Origin of the sequence: Roseovarius amoyensis (genome assembly GCF_003260265.1) — a bacterium.
Classification (GTDB): domain Bacteria; phylum Pseudomonadota; class Alphaproteobacteria; order Rhodobacterales; family Rhodobacteraceae; genus Roseovarius; species Roseovarius amoyensis.
Window position 1 is genome coordinate 88,043 of sequence record NZ_QITQ01000003.1, and the last position, 17,400, is coordinate 105,442.

Below are 17,400 nucleotides of genomic sequence, written 5' to 3' on the forward strand. Positions count from 1 at the left end.
CTGCGTATAGGGGCAGGGCGGGGTACGGTGTTTCGTCCCGCCGCAGATGGCGGAGGCGCGCGATGGCCGACAGGCCCGGGATCGACACGCTCACCGAACAGCAGGCTGCGGCCGAGCTGGCGGAACTGGCGCGGCTGATCGCCCGCGCGAACGAGGCCTATCATACCAAGGACGCGCCGGAGATCAGCGATGCCGATTATGACGCGCTGAAGGTGCGCAACGCCGCCATCGAGGGCCGCTTTCCCCACCTCAAGCGCCCGGACAGCCCCAGCGAACAGGTCGGCGCCCCGCCCGCGCAAGGGTTTACCCAGGTCCGGCACAAGGTGCGGATGCTGAGCCTTTCCAACGCTTTTGCGCCCGAGGACATCACCGAATTCGACGCCCGTATCCGCCGCTACCTGGGCCTGTCCAGTGATGCGCCGCTGGCCTTTACCGCCGAACCCAAGATCGACGGCGTCAGCCTGAGCCTGCGCTATGAGGGCGGCGAACTGGTGCAGGCCGCCACCCGCGGCGATGGATCGGTGGGCGAAAACGTCACCGCCAACGCCCGCACCATCAGTGATATTCCCGCCAGGATAGATAATGCGCCCGAGGTGCTGGAGGTGCGCGGCGAGGTCTATATGGCCCATGCCGATTTCGCCGCGCTCAACGAAAGGCAGGCGCAACGCGGGGAAAAGCCCTTTGCCAACCCCCGCAATGCCGCCGCCGGGTCCCTGCGCCAGCTTGACCCGCGCATCACCGCCGAGCGGCCGCTAAGGTTCTTTGCCTATGCCTGGGGCGAGCTGAGCAAACCGCTGGCCGACACCCAGACCGGCGCGCTGAAGCGGTTGGCCGGTTTCGGCTTTGCGGTCAACCCGCTGACGGAGCTGTGCGACGGCCCCGACGCGATGCTGGTGCATTACGCCCGGATCGAGCAGATGCGCGCCGAGCTTGGCTATGACATCGACGGCGTTGTCTACAAGATCGACGATCTGGGCTTGCAAGCGCGGCTGGGGTTCCGGTCGAGCACCCCGCGTTGGGCCATCGCCCACAAGTTTCCCGCCGAGACCGCATGGACCCGGCTGGTGGCGATCGACATCCAGGTGGGCCGCACCGGCGCGCTCAGCCCCGTCGCACGGCTGCACCCGGTCACGGTGGGCGGCGTGGTGGTGTCGAACGCCACCCTGCACAACGAGGATTACATCGCCGGGCGCGATGCCAGCGGCAACCCGATCCGGGGCGGCAAGGACATCCGCGAAGGGGACTGGGTGCAGGTCTATCGCGCCGGCGATGTCATCCCCAAGGTGGCCGATGTCGACCTGTCGCGCCGGCCCGAGGGGGCGCAGCCCTATGTGTTTCCGACGACCTGCCCCGAATGCGGCTCTGACGCCATCCGGGAAGAGGGCGATTCGGTGCGCAGCTGCACCGGCGGTCTGATCTGCCCGGCGCAAGCGGTCGAAAAGCTGCGCCATTTCGTGTCGCGCGCCGCCTTTGATATCGAGGGGCTGGGCGCCAGGCAGGTCGAACAGCTTTATCGTGATGGCTGGGTGCGCGAACCGGCCGATATCTTTACGCTCAGAGAACGCTACGGACCGGGCCGCCCGACGCAATTGAAGAACCGCGAGGGCTGGGGCGAAAAGAGCGCGAACAACATCTTTGAAGCCATTGATGAGCGGCGGAAAATTCCGCTGGCGCGGCTTATCTTCTCGCTCGGAATCCGCCATGTCGGAGAGGTCGCCGCCGCCGACCTGGCGCGCCATTTCGGTACCTGGCAGGCGCTGGTCGCCGCCGTCGATACCGCCGCCCCGGCCGCCGAATGCCACCTGCAGGCCGACGCGGCAGAGGCCGCCGAACGCCAGGCCGCCGCGCAAGAGGGCCGGCGCGCGCGCATAAAGCCCGCGCGCGACGCCGTCTGGGAGGGGCTGACGCCCGAGGCGCGCGCCGCGTGGGACGACCTGACCGGCATCGACGGCATCGGCGCGACGGTGGCGGTGGCGCTGGTCACCAGTTTCCGGCAGGAGGCCGAGCGCGCCTCGATCGACCGGCTGGTGGAGCACTTGGAGGTTGAGCCCGACGAGGGGCGGCAGGTCACAGACAGCCCGGTTGCGGGCAAGACGGTGGTCTTTACCGGCACGTTGGAGCGGATGACCCGGGCCGAGGCCAAGGCGCGGGCCGAGGCCCTAGGCGCCCGCGTGTCGGGCAGCGTCAGCGCCAAGACCGACCTGGTGGTCGCGGGGCCGGGGGCCGGGTCAAAGGAAAAGAAGGCGCGCGAATTGGGCGTCGAAATCATCGACGAGGATGGCTGGTTCGAGCTTGTCGGCACGCCATGACCGGCCGGCCCGAAATCCTTTTCCCGATCTTCGCGGATGTCGAAACGCTGGAGGGCGTTGGCGAAAAGACCGCGCGCCACCTGCAGGCAATGGACATCACCCGCCCGCGCGACCTGTTGTTCACGCTGCCCTGGTCGGGCACCGACCGCCGCCGTCGGCCCACGGTGCAGGGGGCGGAGTTCCCGCAGGTGGTGACGGTCGAGGTGACGGTGGGCCGCCACAACGCGCCGCGCCGGCGTGGCGGGCCCTACCGGATCGATGTCGAGGACAGCGCGACGACCTTCCAGCTGGTCTTTTTCCACGCCCGCGCCGACTATCTGGCGCGGATCCTGCCCACCGGCGCGCAGCGTGTCATCTCGGGCAAGATCGAACTCTTCGATGGCGTGGCGCAGATGGTCCACCCCGACCACATACTGCCCCCGGAAGAGGCGGACGAGATACCGGAATTCGAACCGGTCTATCCCCTGACCGCCGGCGTCACCCAGCGGGTCATGGGCAAGGCCGCGCAGGCGGCGTTGATGCGCGCGCCCGACCTGCCCGAATGGATTGACCCCGCGCAAAAGGCGCAGGCGGGTTGGCCCGACTGGCTGGAGGCGCTGAAGCGTGCCCACACGCCGCAGGCGATGGCCGATCTCAGCCCCGCAAGCCCCGAACGCGAACGGCTGGCCTATGACGAATTCCTGGCCCATCAACTGACGCTCGCGCTGGCGCGCAGCAAGCTGCGGCGCGCCAAGGGGCGGGCGACAGTCGGCACCGGCGAACTGCAGGCAAAGGTGCTGGCGGCGCTGCCCTATAGGCCCACCGGTGCCCAGACCCGCGCCCTGGCCGAAATCGCCGCCGACATGGCCAGCGAGACCCGAATGAACCGGCTGTTGCAGGGCGATGTTGGCGCGGGCAAGACGCTGGTGGCGCTCAAGGCGCTGCTGATCGCGGTCGAGGCCGGCGGGCAGGGGGTGCTGATGGCCCCGACCGAGATATTGGCCCGCCAGCACCTGGAGGGGCTGAGACCGCTGGCAGAGGCCGCGGGCGTGCGGCTCGACCTCCTGACCGGGCGCGACAAGGGCGCGGCGCGGGCGGCCAAGCTGGCGGCGCTGAAATCGGGCGAGATACAGATCCTCGTCGGCACCCATGCGGTATTTCAGCGCGATGTCGATTTCGCCGATCTGCGGCTGGCCATCGTCGATGAACAGCACCGTTTCGGCGTGCGCCAGCGGCTGGAACTGGGCCGCAAGGGGCAGCGCGCCGACATGCTGGTGATGACCGCCACCCCGATCCCGCGCAGCCTGGCGCTGGCGCAATACGGCGACATGGATGTCAGCGTGCTGGACGAAAAGCCGCCCGGGCGCAAACCGATCAAGACCGCGCTGGTCAGTCAGGGCCGCATCGACGAGGTGGTCGAACACCTGCGCCGCGCCATAGCCGAGGGGCGGCAGGCCTATTGGGTTTGCCCGCTGGTCGAGGAAAGCGAGGTGATCGACCTGTCCAGCGCCGAGGACCGGTTCCGGCACCTGCGCGCGGCCCTGGGCGAGGGGCATGTCGGGCTGGTGCACGGCCAGATGCCGCCCGACGAAAAGGACGCCGCGATGGCGCGGTTTCAGCGGGGCGAGACCAGCGTGCTGGTGGCGACCACGGTGATCGAGGTCGGCGTCGACGTGCCCAACGCCACCATCATGGTGATCGAACGCGCCGAAAGCTTTGGCCTGGCGCAGCTGCACCAGCTGCGCGGCCGGGTCGGGCGGGGCGAGGGGGCATCGACCTGTCTGTTGCTCTATCAACCGCCGCTGGGCGAGACGGCCGAGCGCCGCCTGACCACCCTGCGCGAGACCGAAGACGGCTTTCGCATCGCCGAGGTGGATCTGGAAATCCGCGGCGCGGGCGACCTGATCGGCACGGCGCAGTCGGGGCTGCCCCGCTTTCGCATCGCCGACATGGAAACGCAATCGGCGCTGATGGCGGTGGCGCAATCGGATGCGCGCAAGCTGCTTGCGGATGACCCCGACCTGACCGGCCCGCGGGGCAAGGCGGCGCGGGTGCTGCTTTGGCTGATGGAGCAGGACCGGGCGATCACGCTGATCGGGGTGGGGTAATGACGTGGAACATAGGCGGAACATAAAGTTCTCATTGTTTCCAGTCTGTTAGGTCATAACTCCCTATATGTTCCCACAATGTTCTTTACAGACGTGGCTGAGTATGAGAACAAAGTAGCAACTTGAAACTGCAATTGGAGCCACCGGATGTTGCGTCAAATCCATACCGTTCTCGCCCGTTCACGCGCCACGCTGTTGGCCGACATGATCGGGGGCGGGGCATTGATGCTGTCGCTTCTGGCGCTGCTCTGGCTGCCGGCCCCATTCTGAGGTTTCTGCCTGCGACGTTACCGACCCCACCTTGCCTGCGCATCACCTGTCCCCATTCCCGATGCGCCTGTCCCCGTCCGGGATCTTGCCTCTTTCCCGGATCACGCTTGTGGGAACACCGGAACCGAGCATACTCTGCCGCCGCCGCTTGACTGCAAGCGTGCGGCGGTTTTTTTATAGAATTGCAGTATGTTGCAGGGTTATTTTCAGGCGCAGCTGGACGACGACTGCGCCGTTTCCAGCGCCTCGGCCGTGGCCTCGAGCGTCAGCATGATCGAGGCATGGCGATTCTTGTAATCGCGCGCCGGGCGCAGCACTTCGAGCCCGTCAAAGGGCGCGGGCGGGGTCGGGCCGTCCTCTTTCAGCATCGTCTTGAGCGCATCACGCGCCGCCTGCACCTGTTCCAGCGTACAGCCGATGATATTGGCGCCGACGACGCTGGCGGCCGCCTGGCCCAGGGCGCACGCCTTTACCTCGGCCGCGTAATCGGTGATGCGCTCGCCATCGGTGCGGATGTCGACCGTCACGGTCGATCCGCACAGCGGCGCGCGGCGCTTGACTGACGCATGCGGGGCCTCGAGCCGGCCGTGGTGGGGAATGTCCGCCGCCAGTTCCAGGATGCGCGCCGAGTATAGCTTGATCAGGTCGGTTTCGCCGCTCATGGCTTTCCCTTTCCGCTTGTCCCCAATAGATAGAACTGCAAGCGGTGGACGGAAAGGGGTTTTGCGACATGAGTTTTGATCCGGCGACATTGACCTATGACGCGCGCGGCCTGATCCCGGCCATCGCGCAGGACGCCGAAAGCGGCGAGGTGCTGATGCTGGCCTGGATGAACGCCGAGGCCGTGGCGCGCACGCTGGAAACCGGCCGCGTGACCTATTGGAGCCGCTCGCGGCAATCCTTTTGGGTCAAGGGAGAGACCAGCGGCCATGTGCAGGATCTGGTCGAAATGCGCGTTGATTGCGACCGCGATTGCCTGCTGGTGCTGGTGCGCCAGACCGGCCCGGCCTGCCACACCAACCGCCGCAGTTGTTTTTACACTGCTTTGCGTGACGGCGAAGAGGTGGAAATCCTGTCGCCGATGGCGGGGTAGGCACCGGGGGTTTTCCACCCCCGGACCCCCGGAGGGTATTTGTCACCAGAAAGAAGCCTGTGGGGCGACCCCGACCATGCGGCGAATGTCTGCGGGCGTCAGCCCCTCGGCCCGGTAGGTGGCGATGGCGCGGGCATCGTCGCGCTTGGCCAGGCGGCGGCCCGTTTCATCGCGAATCAGCCGGTGGTGGTGATAGGCTGGCGTCGTCATGCCCAGAAGGTGTTGCAGCAGCACGTGGATCGCCGTGGCGGGGAACAGATCCTGCCCGCGGATGACATGGGTGATGCCCTGGTCGGCGTCGTCGCAAACGATGGCGAGATGGTAGGAGGCGCCGGTCTCAGTCCGCGCAAGCGCCACGTCGCCCACGGTTTGCGGCAGATCTCCCAGGCGGATGGTGCCGGTTTCACCATCGGGTCCGGCGCCGGTTTCGGTGAATGTCAGATCATCGCCAGCTAGGGTCAGGGCGCGAGCGATATCCAGGCGCAGGGGCGCATCTGGCATCGGGCCAGAGGGCGGATGCGAGGGGCGGCAGGTGCCGGGATAGACGATGCCATCGGGCCCCAGCATCGGCGCGCCCTCTTGCGGGGCGCTGGCGGCGGCACGGATGTCGGCGCGCGAACAGGTGCAGGGATAGAGCAACCCAAGCGCCCAAAGCTGCGCCAGCGCGTCGCGGTAACGCGCCAGACGACCCGATTGGCGCCAGACAGGCCCTGGCCATGTCAGGCCGAGCCAGGCGAGATCGTCATATATCTGCGCCTCCCATTCGGGGCGGCTGCGGCTGGTGTCCAGGTCGTCGATGCGCAGGTGGAACGTGCCGCCGGCGGCGCGGGCCATGTCATGGGCCAGCATTGCGGAACAGGCGTGCCCCAGATGCAGCGGCCCGGTGGGGGATGGTGCAAAGCGGGTAACAAAAGTCATTTTTGTATCAGGCCGATACATGGCGAAACTCATGTAACGGCAAGGTTGCCTTGCGTCTCCAGCGCCAGCCATTCCTGCCATGCCGCCTTGGCCCGGTCGGTATAGGCCTTGTAGCGGTCGCGCCGTCCGCGCCGCCCGCCCTTGAGCCCGTCAACCGGGCGGAAAAGGCCGAAATTGACGTTCATCGGCTGAAAGGTCTTTGCCTCGGCCCCGCCGGTGATGTGATGGATCAGCGCGCCCATGGCGCTGTCGGAGGGCGGGGGCGGCAGCGGGCGGCTGTTGATTTCGGCCGCGGCAAGCCGCCCGGCCAACAGCCCCATCGCCGCCGATTCCACATATCCCTCGACGCCCGTGACCTGGCCGGCAAACCGGATATGCGGACGGCTCCGCAGGCGCATGCCCGTGTCCAGCAGGCTGGGCGAGTTCAGGAACGTGTTGCGGTGAATGCCGCCAAGACGGGCAAAACGTGCCTCTTCCAATCCGGGAATCATACGGAAAACAGACGTTTGCGCGCCATACTTCATCTTGGTTTGAAAGCCGACCATGTTGTAGAGCGTCCCCAGCGCGTTGTCGCGGCGCAGTTGCACCACGGCGTAAGCCTTGACGTCGGGGTTGTGCGGGTTGGTCAGGCCCACGGGTTTCATCGGACCGTGGCGCAGGGTTTCGCGGCCGCGTTCTGCCATCACCTCGATCGGCAGGCAGCCGTCAAAATAGGGCGCATCCTCGCCCTCGTGAAACTCGGTCTTTTCGGCAGCCAGCAGCGCGTCGATGAAGGCCTCGTGCTGGTCGCGGTCCATCGGGCAGTTGATGTAGGCGGTGCGCTCTTCCTCGGTGTCGCCCTTGTCATAGCGTGATTGCCGCCAGGCGCGGGTCATGTCGATGCTGTCGGCATGCACGATGGGTGCGATGGCGTCGAAAAAGGCCAGCCGGTCGGTGCCGGTGGCGCGCGCGATGGCCGCGCCAAGGGCGGGCGAGGTCAAAGGCCCGGTGGCGAAGATCCACTGGCCATCATCGGGCAAATCGGTGATTTCGCCGTGCTCGATGGTGATGTTGGGGTGATCGCGCAGCGCGGCGGTCACGTCGCGGGCAAAGGCCTGCCGGTCCACCGCCAGCGCCCCCCCGGCGGGCAGGCGGTGGCGGTCGGCCATCGCCATGATCAGGCTGCCGGCGGTGCGCATTTCCCAATGCAGCAGGCCGACGGCGTTCTGTTCATCATCGTCCGAACGGAACGAGTTGGAACAGACCATTTCGGCCAGGTCGCCGGTCTGGTGGGCAAAGGTGCCGACCTTTGGCCGCATCTCGTGCAGCACCACGGGCACGCCCGCATTGGCCGCCTGCCAGGCGGCGTCAGAGCCGGCCATGCCGCCACCGACGATGTGAAGCGTCTTGTCCATGTCCTGCGGTCCTGGTGTGCCTGCGCGACCGGGGCGAGGCGCTATTGCGTCCAGCCCGGCGCGCGTTTCTCAATGAAGGCGGCGATGCCTTCGGCGGTGTCGCGGTCAAGCATGTTCTCGACCATCACGCTGCCAGTATAATCGTAGGCCTCGTCAACCGGCATTTCCAGTTGTTTGTAAAAGGCTTGCTTGCCAATCTTTACAGCAGTGCCCAGCTTGTCGGCGACGGTCTGGGCCAGCTCATCGGTGGCGGTGTCCAGCATGTCTTGCGGCACCGCGCGGTTGATCAGCCCCACCGCCAGTGCGCGGTCGGTGTCGATGAATGCGCCGGTGGTCAGCATCTCGAACGCCTGCTTGCGCGGCACGTTGCGCGACAGCGCCACCATCGGGGTTGAACAGAAGAGCCCGATATTGACCCCATTGACGCCAAAGCGCGTACCCTCCGCCGCCACGGCCATGTCGCACGACGCGACCATTTGACAGCCGGCGGCGGTGGCGATGCCGTGGGGCCGGGCGATGACTGGCTGAGGCAGATCGCGGATCGCCGTCATCACCCGTGCGCAGCGGCTGAAGAGATCGGCGAAATAGGCGCGCCCGCCATCCTCGGCCTGGCGGCCCTGCTGCATTTCCTTGAGGTCGTGCCCGGCGCAAAACGCCTTGCCCGTGCCGGCCAGAATCACCACGCGGATATTGCGATTCTCGCGCAGCGCGTCGAATTCCGATTGCAGCGCGGCAAGCATCTCGTCGGAAAGCGCGTTCAGCTTTTCGGGGGCGTTGAGCGTCAGCCGCGCGATCGGGCCGTCATCTTGGCGGATCAGGATTGGCATCTTGTCTCTCCTCATGCGTTGTGATCCTTCTTAACCACCATTGTGGAGAGAGAAAAGTATGCCCCTGAAAATGACCCATGACGAGGTTGCCGCGCTGCTGGACCGCGAGTTTCCGCAGGTTAGCGCGCATTTCACCATTGAGGAACTGGAAGAGATGCGCATCCGCGTGCGGCTCAATGTCGGCGAGGCGCATCTGCGCCCGGGCGGCACGGTGTCGGGGCCGTCGATCTTTGCGCTGGCGGATGTGGCGGTCTACATGGCGGTGCTGGGCATGATCGGGCCAAAGTCGCTGGCGGTGACGACGAACTGTTCCATCGATTTCATGCGCAAACCCGCCGCCGAGACCGACCTGATCGCCGATTGCCGGCTGCTCAAGCTCGGGCGCGCGCTGGCGGTGGGCGACGTCCTGATCTTTTCCGAAGGGGTCGGGACGCCCGTCGCGCGGGCAAGCCTGACATATTCCATCCCCCCCTAAGGACTAGGGCGATGCGGCGGCAATGGGCTGTTTCGGGCGGTTCAGGAGGCCTGAGCGCGGTACAGTATGGGGTATCATAATACCTTTATTATAACGCATTGAATTTGCATGATAATACACGCCTCAATGCGCTTGACTGCACGACCCCATGCGATAGAACCCGGCAATCGAATATTACCCCCAAGGGAAGAGCGAGAATGAAGACCTTTTCTGCAACTCCGGCGGATATCGACAAGAAGTGGATCCTGATCGACGCCGAGGGCGTTGTCCTGGGCCGTCTTGCCGCCATCGTCGCCACGCGCCTGCGCGGCAAGCACAAGCCGACCTTTACGCCCAGCATGGACATGGGCGACAACGTCATCGTCATCAACGCCGACAAGGTTCAGCTGACCGGCAACAAGCGGGCCAAGCCGAACTATTGGCACACCGGTTATCCCGGTGGGATCAAGTCGCGCACCACCGGCCAGATCCTTGAGGGCAACCACCCCGAGCGCGTGGTGATGCAGGCGGTCAAGCGGATGCTGCCTTCGAACCGGCTGGCCCGCAGCCAGATGACGAACCTGCGCGTCTATGCAGGCACCGAGCACCCGCACGAGGCGCAGCAGCCTGAGGTGCTGGACGTCAAATCCATGAACAAGAAGAACACGCGGGTGGCCTGCTGATGACCGAAGAAATCAAGACCCTCGAAGGGCTCGAAGCCGTGGCCGAAGCGGGCGCGCTGCCCATGGCCGAAGAACAACCCGCACGCGATCCGATCCGTGACAAGCTGGGGCGTTCCTACGCCACCGGCAAACGCAAGGACGCTGTCGCGCGCGTCTGGATCAAGCCCGGCTCGGGCAAGGTCGTGGTGAACGGCAAGGCGATGAATGCCTATTTCGCCCGTCCGGTGCTGCAGATGATCCTGCGCCAGCCCTTTACGGTGGCCGGTGTCGAGGACCAGTTCGACGTCATGGCCACGGTCAAGGGCGGCGGTCTGTCCGGCCAGGCCGGCGCGGTCAAGCATGGCATCTCGAAGGCGCTGCAGTTCTACGACCCGTCGCTGCGCCCGGCGCTGAAGGCCGCGGGCTTCCTGACCCGCGACAGCCGCGTGGTGGAACGCAAGAAGTACGGCAAGCGCAAGGCGCGCCGGAGCTTCCAGTTCTCCAAGCGCTGATCGGCACAGGTTACGCGAATGCAAAGGGGCTGCCCGCCGGGCGGCCCCTTTTCACATGCGCCGGGCGGGCAGGGGCGCGGGCGCTGCCGTCTTGCCTTGGCGGGGCGTCGCCCCTATAGCAGGCGCGGGCGAATTGAGGGGGCAGACCAGGTGCAATACAGACGCGAGATCGACGGGCTCAGGGCTGTCGCGGTGCTGCCGGTCATCCTGTTTCATGCCGGGCTGACATTCTGGAGCGGCGGCTATGTCGGCGTCGACGTGTTTTTCGTCATCTCGGGCTATCTGATCACCACCATCCTGATCGAACAGCGCGTGCGCGGCACCTATTCGGTGCTGGGCTTTTACGAACGCCGCGCGCGGCGCATCCTGCCGGCGCTGTTCGTGGTGCTGCTGGCCTGCATCCCCTTTGCGTGGATGTGGCTGCCGCCTTACCCGCTGGAGGATTTCGCCCGCAGCATGGCCTTTGCCGCGCTGTTCATCTCGAACATACATTTTCTTGAACACGGCGGTTACTTTGCCCTCGATGCAGAGCTTCGCCCGCTGCTGCACACCTGGAGCCTTGCGGTCGAGGAACAGTACTACCTGCTATTTCCGCTGATATTGTTCGGCCTGGGTGCCTTTTCCAAGAGGAAGTTTCTGTTCGTTTTCGCCTTGCTGGCGCTTGTATCCATGGCGGTCGCCGAATGGGGATGGCGCAACTATCCTGACGAGAATTTCTATTTTACGCCTTCGCGCCTGTGGGAATTGCTGGCGGGCTCGATCTGCGCCGCGATCCTGTTTCGCCGCGAGGTGATGCGCAGTGAGGTTCTGGCGGCGCTGGGGCTGGCGATGATTCTGGTGTCGACGGTGTGGTATGATACTGGCGTGCCGTTTCCGTCGCTGTGGACGCTGCTGCCGGTGGTGGGCACCTGCCTGATCATCCTCTTTGCCGACTCCACGACGCTGACCGCGCGGGTGCTATCGCTGCCGCCGCTCGTAGGGGTGGGGCTGATCAGCTACTCGGCCTATCTGTGGCACCAGCCGCTCTTTGTCTTTGCGCGCATCCGAGGTGCGGGCGAAGTGTCTGATTGGGTGATGGCGGGGCTGGTGGTGCTGTCGCTGGTCCTGGCCTGGGCCAGTTGGCGGTTCGTCGAACAACCGTTTCGCGGCAAGGTGCCGCTGGTGCTGCCCACGCGGCGCGGCATCCTGGGCGCCAGTGCCGCCGGTATCGTGGTGATCGCCGCGGTCGGGTTCTGGACCCTGATCGAAGAAGGCTTTGAAAGCCGGCTCGACATCGAGGCGTCGCCGTTCCTGGCGCGGCTTTATGCTCAGACGACGGGTGATGTGCCGTTTGCCAACAAATGTCGGGGACGGCCACGCGATCCAGCAGCCGATCTGTGCATGGCTTATGGTGAAGCGGACGCAGGACGGCGGTTCGCCCTGCTAGGTGACAGCCACGCGGCCGCCTTGTTGCCTGCCTTCGAAACGGTTTCGGAGGACTTTGATGCCATGACGTCGGTCGGGGCATTCGCCGGCTGTCCACCTCTTGTAGGGGCTTGGCTGGTGCGCGGTGGCTCTGTCACCAGAAATTGCCGTGCCGCAGTAGAGAATTTCAGCCGTCAAGTCATCGATGGCGGCACTGATGTCGTCTTTCTGGCTGCACGGTGGACGCTCTATACCTATGGTACATACGATGCGCCGGACTGGCGCACATCGGTCAGCACATCCCCCGACAGCGGTTTTCTGGATGAGAGGGAGCGCCTGAAGGAATTTGAAAAGGCGCTTCGTCTGACGGTCGCGTTCTACCGCGAAAACGGTGCTGAAGTGGTTTTCGTGGCGCAGGCGCCGCAGCAGCAGCGGATACCATCCATTATGGTGCAGAATGCGATGCTCCTGGGCCAGGATGAGGCAAGTGCGAGGCGAATGTTCGAGCAAAGTTTCGTGACTCGCGAGGATAGCGATGCACTGCAAGCCGAGGCGCGCGCGGCGATGCGTCGAGTTGCCGATGACATGAACGTGCCGATGGTTGTTCCGGACCCGGTTTTCGCCAAGGGGGACCGATTTGCGTGGCTCGACGGCGAGGTTTCTCTCTATACGGATGACGACCACGTTTCAGCCGAGGGTGCGCGGCGTATCGATCCATTGCTGGCGGATGCACTGCGGGAACTCTACAGCAAGGATGCGTCTCGGACTGAGCTCAGTCGTCAGGCGGAATGAGCCCCAGCCCGCGCAGGTAGATGCCGATGCCCGTTTCCAGCAGGTCCTCGGGCGGGAACGGGCTTTGCGTACCGGGGGAATTGCGCGCGAAAAGTTCCACCACCCCGTGAGACAGCGCCCAGATATGGGCCGAGAACATCGCCGGCGGCGGCCGTTTTTCGGGCGGGATATGGCGGCTGAGCTCCTCGGCGGCGCGTTCCAGCACCGCGCGCGCGCGGGTGGCGATCGCAGCCAGTTCCGGCGTGCGGTTGACCGAGATGCCGCTTTCGAACATGGCGATGTAATGGCCCGGATGGCGGCGGGCAAAGGCCAGGTAGGCGCGGCCCGTCGCCTCGAAACTGGCCAGGTCGGATGGCTGGCCCTGCTGATAGGCGTATTGCATCATGTCGGCAAAGATCGCGTAGCCCTGGCGCGCGGCCTCGGCAATCATGTCCTCGCGGCCGGCGAAATGGCGATAGACCGCCGCCGGGGTCACGCCCGCGCGCTTGGCCGCCTCTGACAGGGTGAATCCGGTCGGCCCGCGTTCCTCGATCAGTTCGAGTGCGGCCTCGACCAGCGCCTGGCGCAGGTTGCCGTGATGATAGCCGCGCTTAGCCATCCCATATTTCCGGCCCGCCGCAGACCGCCTTGTCGGCCTGCCCGATCGCATCGGGTGACTGGCGGGCATAGTTCAGATGCGACAGCACATGGCGAATGGCCTCGATCCGGGCGCGGCGCTTGTCGTCTGAGCGGATCACCGTCCAGGGCGCGTCCACCGTGTGGCTGAGCGTCAGCGTCTCGCCGATGGCGGCGGTGTATTCATCCCACAGTGACAGCCCCTCGACGTCGATGCGGCTGAGCTTCCATTGCTTGAGAGGGTCGCGTTCCCGGTCGATGAACCGGCGCAACTGTTCGGCCCGACCGACATTCAGCCAGAACTTGAACAGGTGGATGCCGTCATCGGCCAGCATGCGTTCGAAATCGCCCACCTGGCGAAAGAACAGCGTGCGCTCGGCATCGGTGCAATAGCCGAACACCTTTTCGACAACGCCGCGGTTGTACCAGGAGCGGTCGAAAAAGACGATCTCGCCGCTGGCGGGCAGGTGGTCGATATAGCGCTGAAAATACCACTGCGTGCGTTCGGTCTCGGTCGGTTTGCCCAACGCCACCACCCGCGCGCCGCGCGGGTTCAGGTTTTCGCGAAACCGCTTGATCGTGCCGCCCTTGCCGGCGGCGTCGCGCCCCTCGAACACGATGGCAACCCGCGCGCCCGACTGCTTGACCCAGGCCTGCAACTTGACCAGCTCGATCTGCAGGTTTTCCAACTCGCGCTCATAGGTCTTGCGCGCCAGGCGTTCGTGGTGGGGATAGACGGGCGACAGGATGGTGTCCTTGTCGGCCGCGCGGATGACGTCGCGGATCTCGGGCGGCGCCCCGGTTTCGAAATACTGGCTGATCGCGCCTTCGAAGGGCAGCTCCATGCGGCTTTCTCCGTTCTCTTTCGTGACAGTATGGGCGCTTGGGCGGGCGCGTGCAATTGCGCCGCCACCGCGCCCGGTCAGGCCCGCAGGTCGGTACGGTCCAGCCCGATGCGGGCCATGTCATAGGGCGTGGTCTGATAAATTTCCGACAGCCAGTTGCCGTAAAGCAGGTGCGCGTGGCTGCGCCAGCGGTTCAGCGGTGTGCGCGTCGGGTCGTCGTCGGGGTAATAGTTGCAGGGCACGTTGATCGTCGTGCCGGTGGCGATATCGCGGTCATATTCCTGTTTCAGCGTGTCGCTGTCATATTCCAGATGGTTGAAGATATAGAGCGCGCGATGCGCCGCATCCTCGACCAGGCAGGGGCCGACCTCGTTGCTGTGCAGCAGGATATCGAGGCCAGGTACGGCGTCGATCTCGGGCTTGCGCATCTCGGTCCAGCGGCTGACGGGGATGACGCAATCGTCGGAAAACCCGCGCAGATAGGGCGAGGCCGGCGCCATGTTGCGGTGGCGGAAACAGCCAAATGCCTTGGCTTTCAGCATGTGCTTTTCGATGCCATGAAAATGGTTCAGCATCGCCATCCCGCCCCAGCAGACGCCAAAGGTTGAATGGACATGGGACTGAGTCCAGTCGAAAACCTGGCGCATCTCGTCCCAATAGGTGACGTCTTCGAACGGCAGGTGTTCGATCGGGGCGCCGGTGATGATCAGCCCGTCGAACTTTTCGTCCGACGCGGCCACCTCGGCGAAGGGGCGGTAAAAGCTTTCCATGTGCTCGGGCGAGGTGTTGCGCGGCTTGTGTTCGGTCATGCGGATGAGCGTCAGCTCGATCTGCAGCGGCGTGGCCCCGATCAGGCGCGCGAATTGCGTCTCGGTCTGGATCTTCTTGGGCATCAGGTTCAGCAGCGCGATCTTGAGCGGGCGGATATCCTGGCGTGCCGCCTGATCCTCGCGCATGACCATCACGCCCTCGCGGTGCAGGACCTCGAAGGCGGGCAGGTTCAACGGGATCTTGATCGGCATGAGGTATCTTTCCTTTGCTAGCGGGGCGGGGTCAGTCCCGCCGGTCCAGCGCCCGGGCTACGAGCGCCTCGAATTCGGGGGCCGAGGAAACATGGGCGACTTCATCAGCGCTTACCGTCACGCCCCATTTCTGCATCGCCCGATAGCGCGGGGCGCGATGGGCCAGGGCACGGGCATAGGCCCATCGGATGAAATCGTCAGGATCAACTTTGTCCTCTTTGCAGTTGTTTTCACGCAGGTAATCCGCCCAGGCCTGTTGCAGGAACTCGGGCTGATAGCACATCGGCTTGGGTGCGCGGTCGAAACGGCGGATCAGTTCGGCGGTATGCGCCTCGGTACCCTCGATGTAGATCATCAGGCAGTGGCGCGACAGTTCTTTCAGCAGCGGGTCGTCGGGATTGTCGCCATCGACCCATTCACAGATCGACCCGCCGGTATCGCAGATGAAATGCGGATAGCGATACAGCGCCTCGGCGCGTTCGATGAAATAGGGCGTGTCGCGCAGGGCCGATATCTCGGCGTGGCGGAACTGTTCCTGCCGGCGGCGGAATTCGGCAATGGGCATGCCGCCCTTGTCCGGGTCTCCCGGCTTGCCCAGGTAGGCCGAGACTGGCGCCAGGTTGTGAAACGAGATGTTGGAGCCGATATAGATCGAATCCGTCATCAAGAGATCGCGCAGGAACGGCACCTTCATCGCGTGCGCCTTGGCGTTGTCGGCGATGAATTCACCCATGTAGCGGGTGCCGATGCGGTAATCGATCGAATAGTGAAACCATGCGCCGCTGTCGCGCAGCATGTTCGACAGATGGGTCTTGCCCAGTCCGGACATGCCATAGACCAGCACCCGCTTGCGCGGGGCGTCCAGCCAGTCCTGTGCGCTTTGATAGATCATCGAGGCTCCCCTTTCCTGCCGATTTGGTAGCCAGAGCCGCGCCGGGGGTCAAACGGCAAAGCACGCCGGGACAAGAAAAACCCCGCCCGGGCGATGCCCGAACGGGGTGCGGAGAGAGACGAATGCCCCTTGCCTAGAAACGAAAGCCCAGCTTGACCCCGGCGGCAATCGCATCGTTGCCGGAGAAGCCCGCGCCGATGTTGGTCATGGCACTGCCGACGTCGATATAGCTCAGGCCGGTGGTGATTTCCCAGTTCTCGGTCTCGTACTTGACCGCAAGGCCATAGCTCATATAGCCGTCCTTGCCCGACAGGTTGGTGACGACATCGCCCTGGTCACGCTCATAGCCCAAGGTAAAGGCGCCCGACCAGTTTTCGGAAAAGCGGTGGCCGACGCCCAGTTCATAAGTCCAGATGTCGGACGGGCCGGCGGCAACCGGGATCAGGCCGCCGGCGAAATCGAGCGGGCGGATTTCGAACTTGGACCATTCCTGCCAGCGGATCGAGCCGAAGACCATTGTGCTTCTGGAGATGCCGGATTGGGCGTGCAGGGTGAAGGCCTGCGGGATCTTGACCTTGAAGGGGGTGCCGGTGTTGTCGCGGAAATCGTGCTCGATCTCGGATTCATAGGTCAGCGCCACACGCAGCGCCATTTCCTTGATCTCGTAGGCGCCGCCCAGCAGATAGCCGAGCTTGTAATCCTCATTGACCGTCAGGTTGTAGGCCCCCGGGATGGGCGGCGGCAGGCCCACGGTCCGGATGACGATGGTGCCGTCCAGCGACTGCAGCCGCAGCCCGCCATAGGCGCTGACGCGGTCGGACAGGTTGTATTTCACCAATCCCGTGATCGCCAGCGAGTTCAGTTCCGCGCTGGAACCTGCAAAGGGGTACGGTGTGACACCCGCATAACTGACGTCGGCGCCGTATGGCTGGTTGCCGACGATGGCAAAGGTCAGCCGGTCGTTGACCTGGCGTTTGTAGCCCAGTGAAAAGTTGCGATAGGCCTCGGTGATGTCGCCGGTGACCATGCCGGCAAACGTGCCGCTCAGATCGGGATTTACCGCCGCGACCGAGAATTCCAAGTAATTATCGCCATCCTCGAACAGGATCGGCGAGACATCGGACGCCCGCTGGATTTCGCCTGCGTAACCGACCCCGGCCACCATGCTGCACATGGCAGCAGCCATAAACCGTTTTTTCATTTGCTCCTCCTCCAAGGCTCTTGATCATAAGGTATCGTCAGAACCGTTTTGGGTTGAAGTTTGACGTCGCGTCACACGTTTATCGGTGGCTGAACAGGGCGGT

Annotated in this window: 17 protein-coding genes; 8 read left to right on the forward strand and 9 right to left on the reverse strand. The window is 64.7% G+C overall.

Annotated elements, in window-relative coordinates:
• The first annotated feature begins 62 nt into the window (after positions 1-62).
• The 3 genes from ligA (at position 63) to DL899_RS20060 (ending at position 4,666) form a co-directional block, all read left to right on the forward strand.
• The gene (gene ligA, locus DL899_RS04280; RefSeq protein ID WP_111732747.1) at positions 63-2,309 is read left to right on the forward strand and encodes an NAD-dependent DNA ligase LigA; all 2,247 of its coding nucleotides are present in this window, start codon (positions 63-65) and stop codon (positions 2,307-2,309) included.
• Positions 2,306-4,396: an ATP-dependent DNA helicase RecG gene (gene recG / locus DL899_RS04285; RefSeq protein ID WP_111732748.1), complete on the forward strand. Its 2,091-nt coding sequence runs from the start codon at positions 2,306-2,308 to the stop codon at positions 4,394-4,396. Before ligA ends, recG begins: the two co-directional genes overlap by 4 nt.
• Before the next feature lie 147 nt (positions 4,397-4,543).
• Positions 4,544-4,666, forward strand: coding sequence for a hypothetical protein (locus DL899_RS20060; protein ID WP_275426780.1), 123 nt, complete (start codon positions 4,544-4,546; stop codon positions 4,664-4,666).
• 206 nt (positions 4,667-4,872) lie between these two features.
• On the opposite strand, the gene DL899_RS04290 is transcribed toward DL899_RS20060, so the two are convergent.
• The gene (locus tag DL899_RS04290; RefSeq protein WP_111732749.1) at positions 4,873-5,328 is read right to left on the reverse strand and encodes an iron-sulfur cluster assembly scaffold protein; all 456 of its coding nucleotides are present in this window, start codon (positions 5,326-5,328) and stop codon (positions 4,873-4,875) included.
• Between the two features lie 68 nt (positions 5,329-5,396).
• Here DL899_RS04290 and hisI point away from each other — a divergent pair, with 68 nt between their 5' ends.
• Positions 5,397-5,759, forward strand: a complete 363-nt coding sequence (gene hisI / locus DL899_RS04295) for a phosphoribosyl-AMP cyclohydrolase (protein ID WP_111732915.1) — start codon at positions 5,397-5,399, stop codon at positions 5,757-5,759.
• 42 nt (positions 5,760-5,801) lie between these two features.
• Here the strand turns inward: hisI and gluQRS are convergent, their stop codons facing one another.
• From gluQRS to DL899_RS04310, 3 genes are read right to left on the reverse strand one after another with little or no spacing between them, the layout of a single operon-like run.
• Positions 5,802-6,677 (reverse strand): tRNA glutamyl-Q(34) synthetase GluQRS, encoded by an 876-nt coding sequence (gene gluQRS / locus DL899_RS04300; RefSeq protein WP_111732916.1) that lies wholly within the window; start codon positions 6,675-6,677, stop codon positions 5,802-5,804.
• Positions 6,678-6,706: 29 nt separating this feature from the next.
• Entirely contained in the window at positions 6,707-8,071 is a 1,365-nt protein-coding gene (gene trmFO / locus DL899_RS04305) for a methylenetetrahydrofolate--tRNA-(uracil(54)-C(5))-methyltransferase (FADH(2)-oxidizing) TrmFO (protein WP_111732750.1), read from the reverse strand.
• A 41-nt stretch (positions 8,072-8,112) separates the two neighbouring features.
• The gene (locus DL899_RS04310) at positions 8,113-8,898 is read right to left on the reverse strand and encodes an enoyl-CoA hydratase (RefSeq protein ID WP_111732751.1); all 786 of its coding nucleotides are present in this window, start codon (positions 8,896-8,898) and stop codon (positions 8,113-8,115) included.
• A 58-nt stretch (positions 8,899-8,956) separates the two neighbouring features.
• Between DL899_RS04310 and DL899_RS04315 the strand changes: the two genes are divergently transcribed.
• The 4 genes from DL899_RS04315 to DL899_RS04330 all read left to right on the forward strand — a co-directional run bounded on the left by DL899_RS04315 (position 8,957) and on the right by DL899_RS04330 (position 12,722).
• Complete coding sequence (locus tag DL899_RS04315) at positions 8,957-9,373, forward strand: PaaI family thioesterase (RefSeq protein ID WP_111732752.1); 417 nt, start codon at positions 8,957-8,959, stop codon at positions 9,371-9,373.
• 197 nt (positions 9,374-9,570) lie between these two features.
• Positions 9,571-10,035 (forward strand): 50S ribosomal protein L13, encoded by a 465-nt coding sequence (gene rplM / locus DL899_RS04320; RefSeq protein ID WP_111732753.1) that lies wholly within the window; start codon positions 9,571-9,573, stop codon positions 10,033-10,035.
• Complete coding sequence (gene rpsI, locus DL899_RS04325) at positions 10,035-10,526, forward strand: 30S ribosomal protein S9 (RefSeq protein ID WP_111732754.1); 492 nt, start codon at positions 10,035-10,037, stop codon at positions 10,524-10,526. Before rplM ends, rpsI begins: the two co-directional genes overlap by 1 nt.
• 150 nt (positions 10,527-10,676) lie before the next feature.
• Complete coding sequence (locus tag DL899_RS04330) at positions 10,677-12,722, forward strand: acyltransferase family protein (RefSeq protein WP_162685499.1); 2,046 nt, start codon at positions 10,677-10,679, stop codon at positions 12,720-12,722.
• On the opposite strand, the gene DL899_RS04335 is transcribed toward DL899_RS04330, so the two are convergent.
• The 5 genes from DL899_RS04335 to DL899_RS04355 all read right to left on the reverse strand — a co-directional run bounded on the left by DL899_RS04335 (position 12,703) and on the right by DL899_RS04355 (position 17,297).
• On the reverse strand, positions 12,703-13,320 hold the full coding sequence (locus tag DL899_RS04335; protein WP_111732756.1) for a TetR/AcrR family transcriptional regulator: 618 nt from the start codon (positions 13,318-13,320) through the stop codon (positions 12,703-12,705). The genes DL899_RS04330 and DL899_RS04335 overlap by 20 nt on opposite strands.
• A complete protein-coding gene (gene ppk2 / locus DL899_RS04340) occupies positions 13,313-14,182 on the reverse strand; it encodes a polyphosphate kinase 2 (protein ID WP_111732757.1) in 870 nt (289 codons plus the stop codon). Before ppk2 ends, DL899_RS04335 begins: the two co-directional genes overlap by 8 nt.
• Before the next feature lie 77 nt (positions 14,183-14,259).
• On the reverse strand, positions 14,260-15,204 hold the full coding sequence (gene metA / locus DL899_RS04345) for a homoserine O-acetyltransferase MetA (RefSeq protein WP_111732758.1): 945 nt from the start codon (positions 15,202-15,204) through the stop codon (positions 14,260-14,262).
• A 31-nt stretch (positions 15,205-15,235) separates the two neighbouring features.
• Positions 15,236-16,096, reverse strand: a complete 861-nt coding sequence (locus DL899_RS04350) for an ATPase (RefSeq protein ID WP_111732759.1) — start codon at positions 16,094-16,096, stop codon at positions 15,236-15,238.
• A 133-nt stretch (positions 16,097-16,229) separates the two neighbouring features.
• Positions 16,230-17,297 (reverse strand): OmpP1/FadL family transporter, encoded by a 1,068-nt coding sequence (locus DL899_RS04355; RefSeq protein ID WP_111732760.1) that lies wholly within the window; start codon positions 17,295-17,297, stop codon positions 16,230-16,232.
• Between the last annotated feature and the right edge of the window lie 103 nt (positions 17,298-17,400).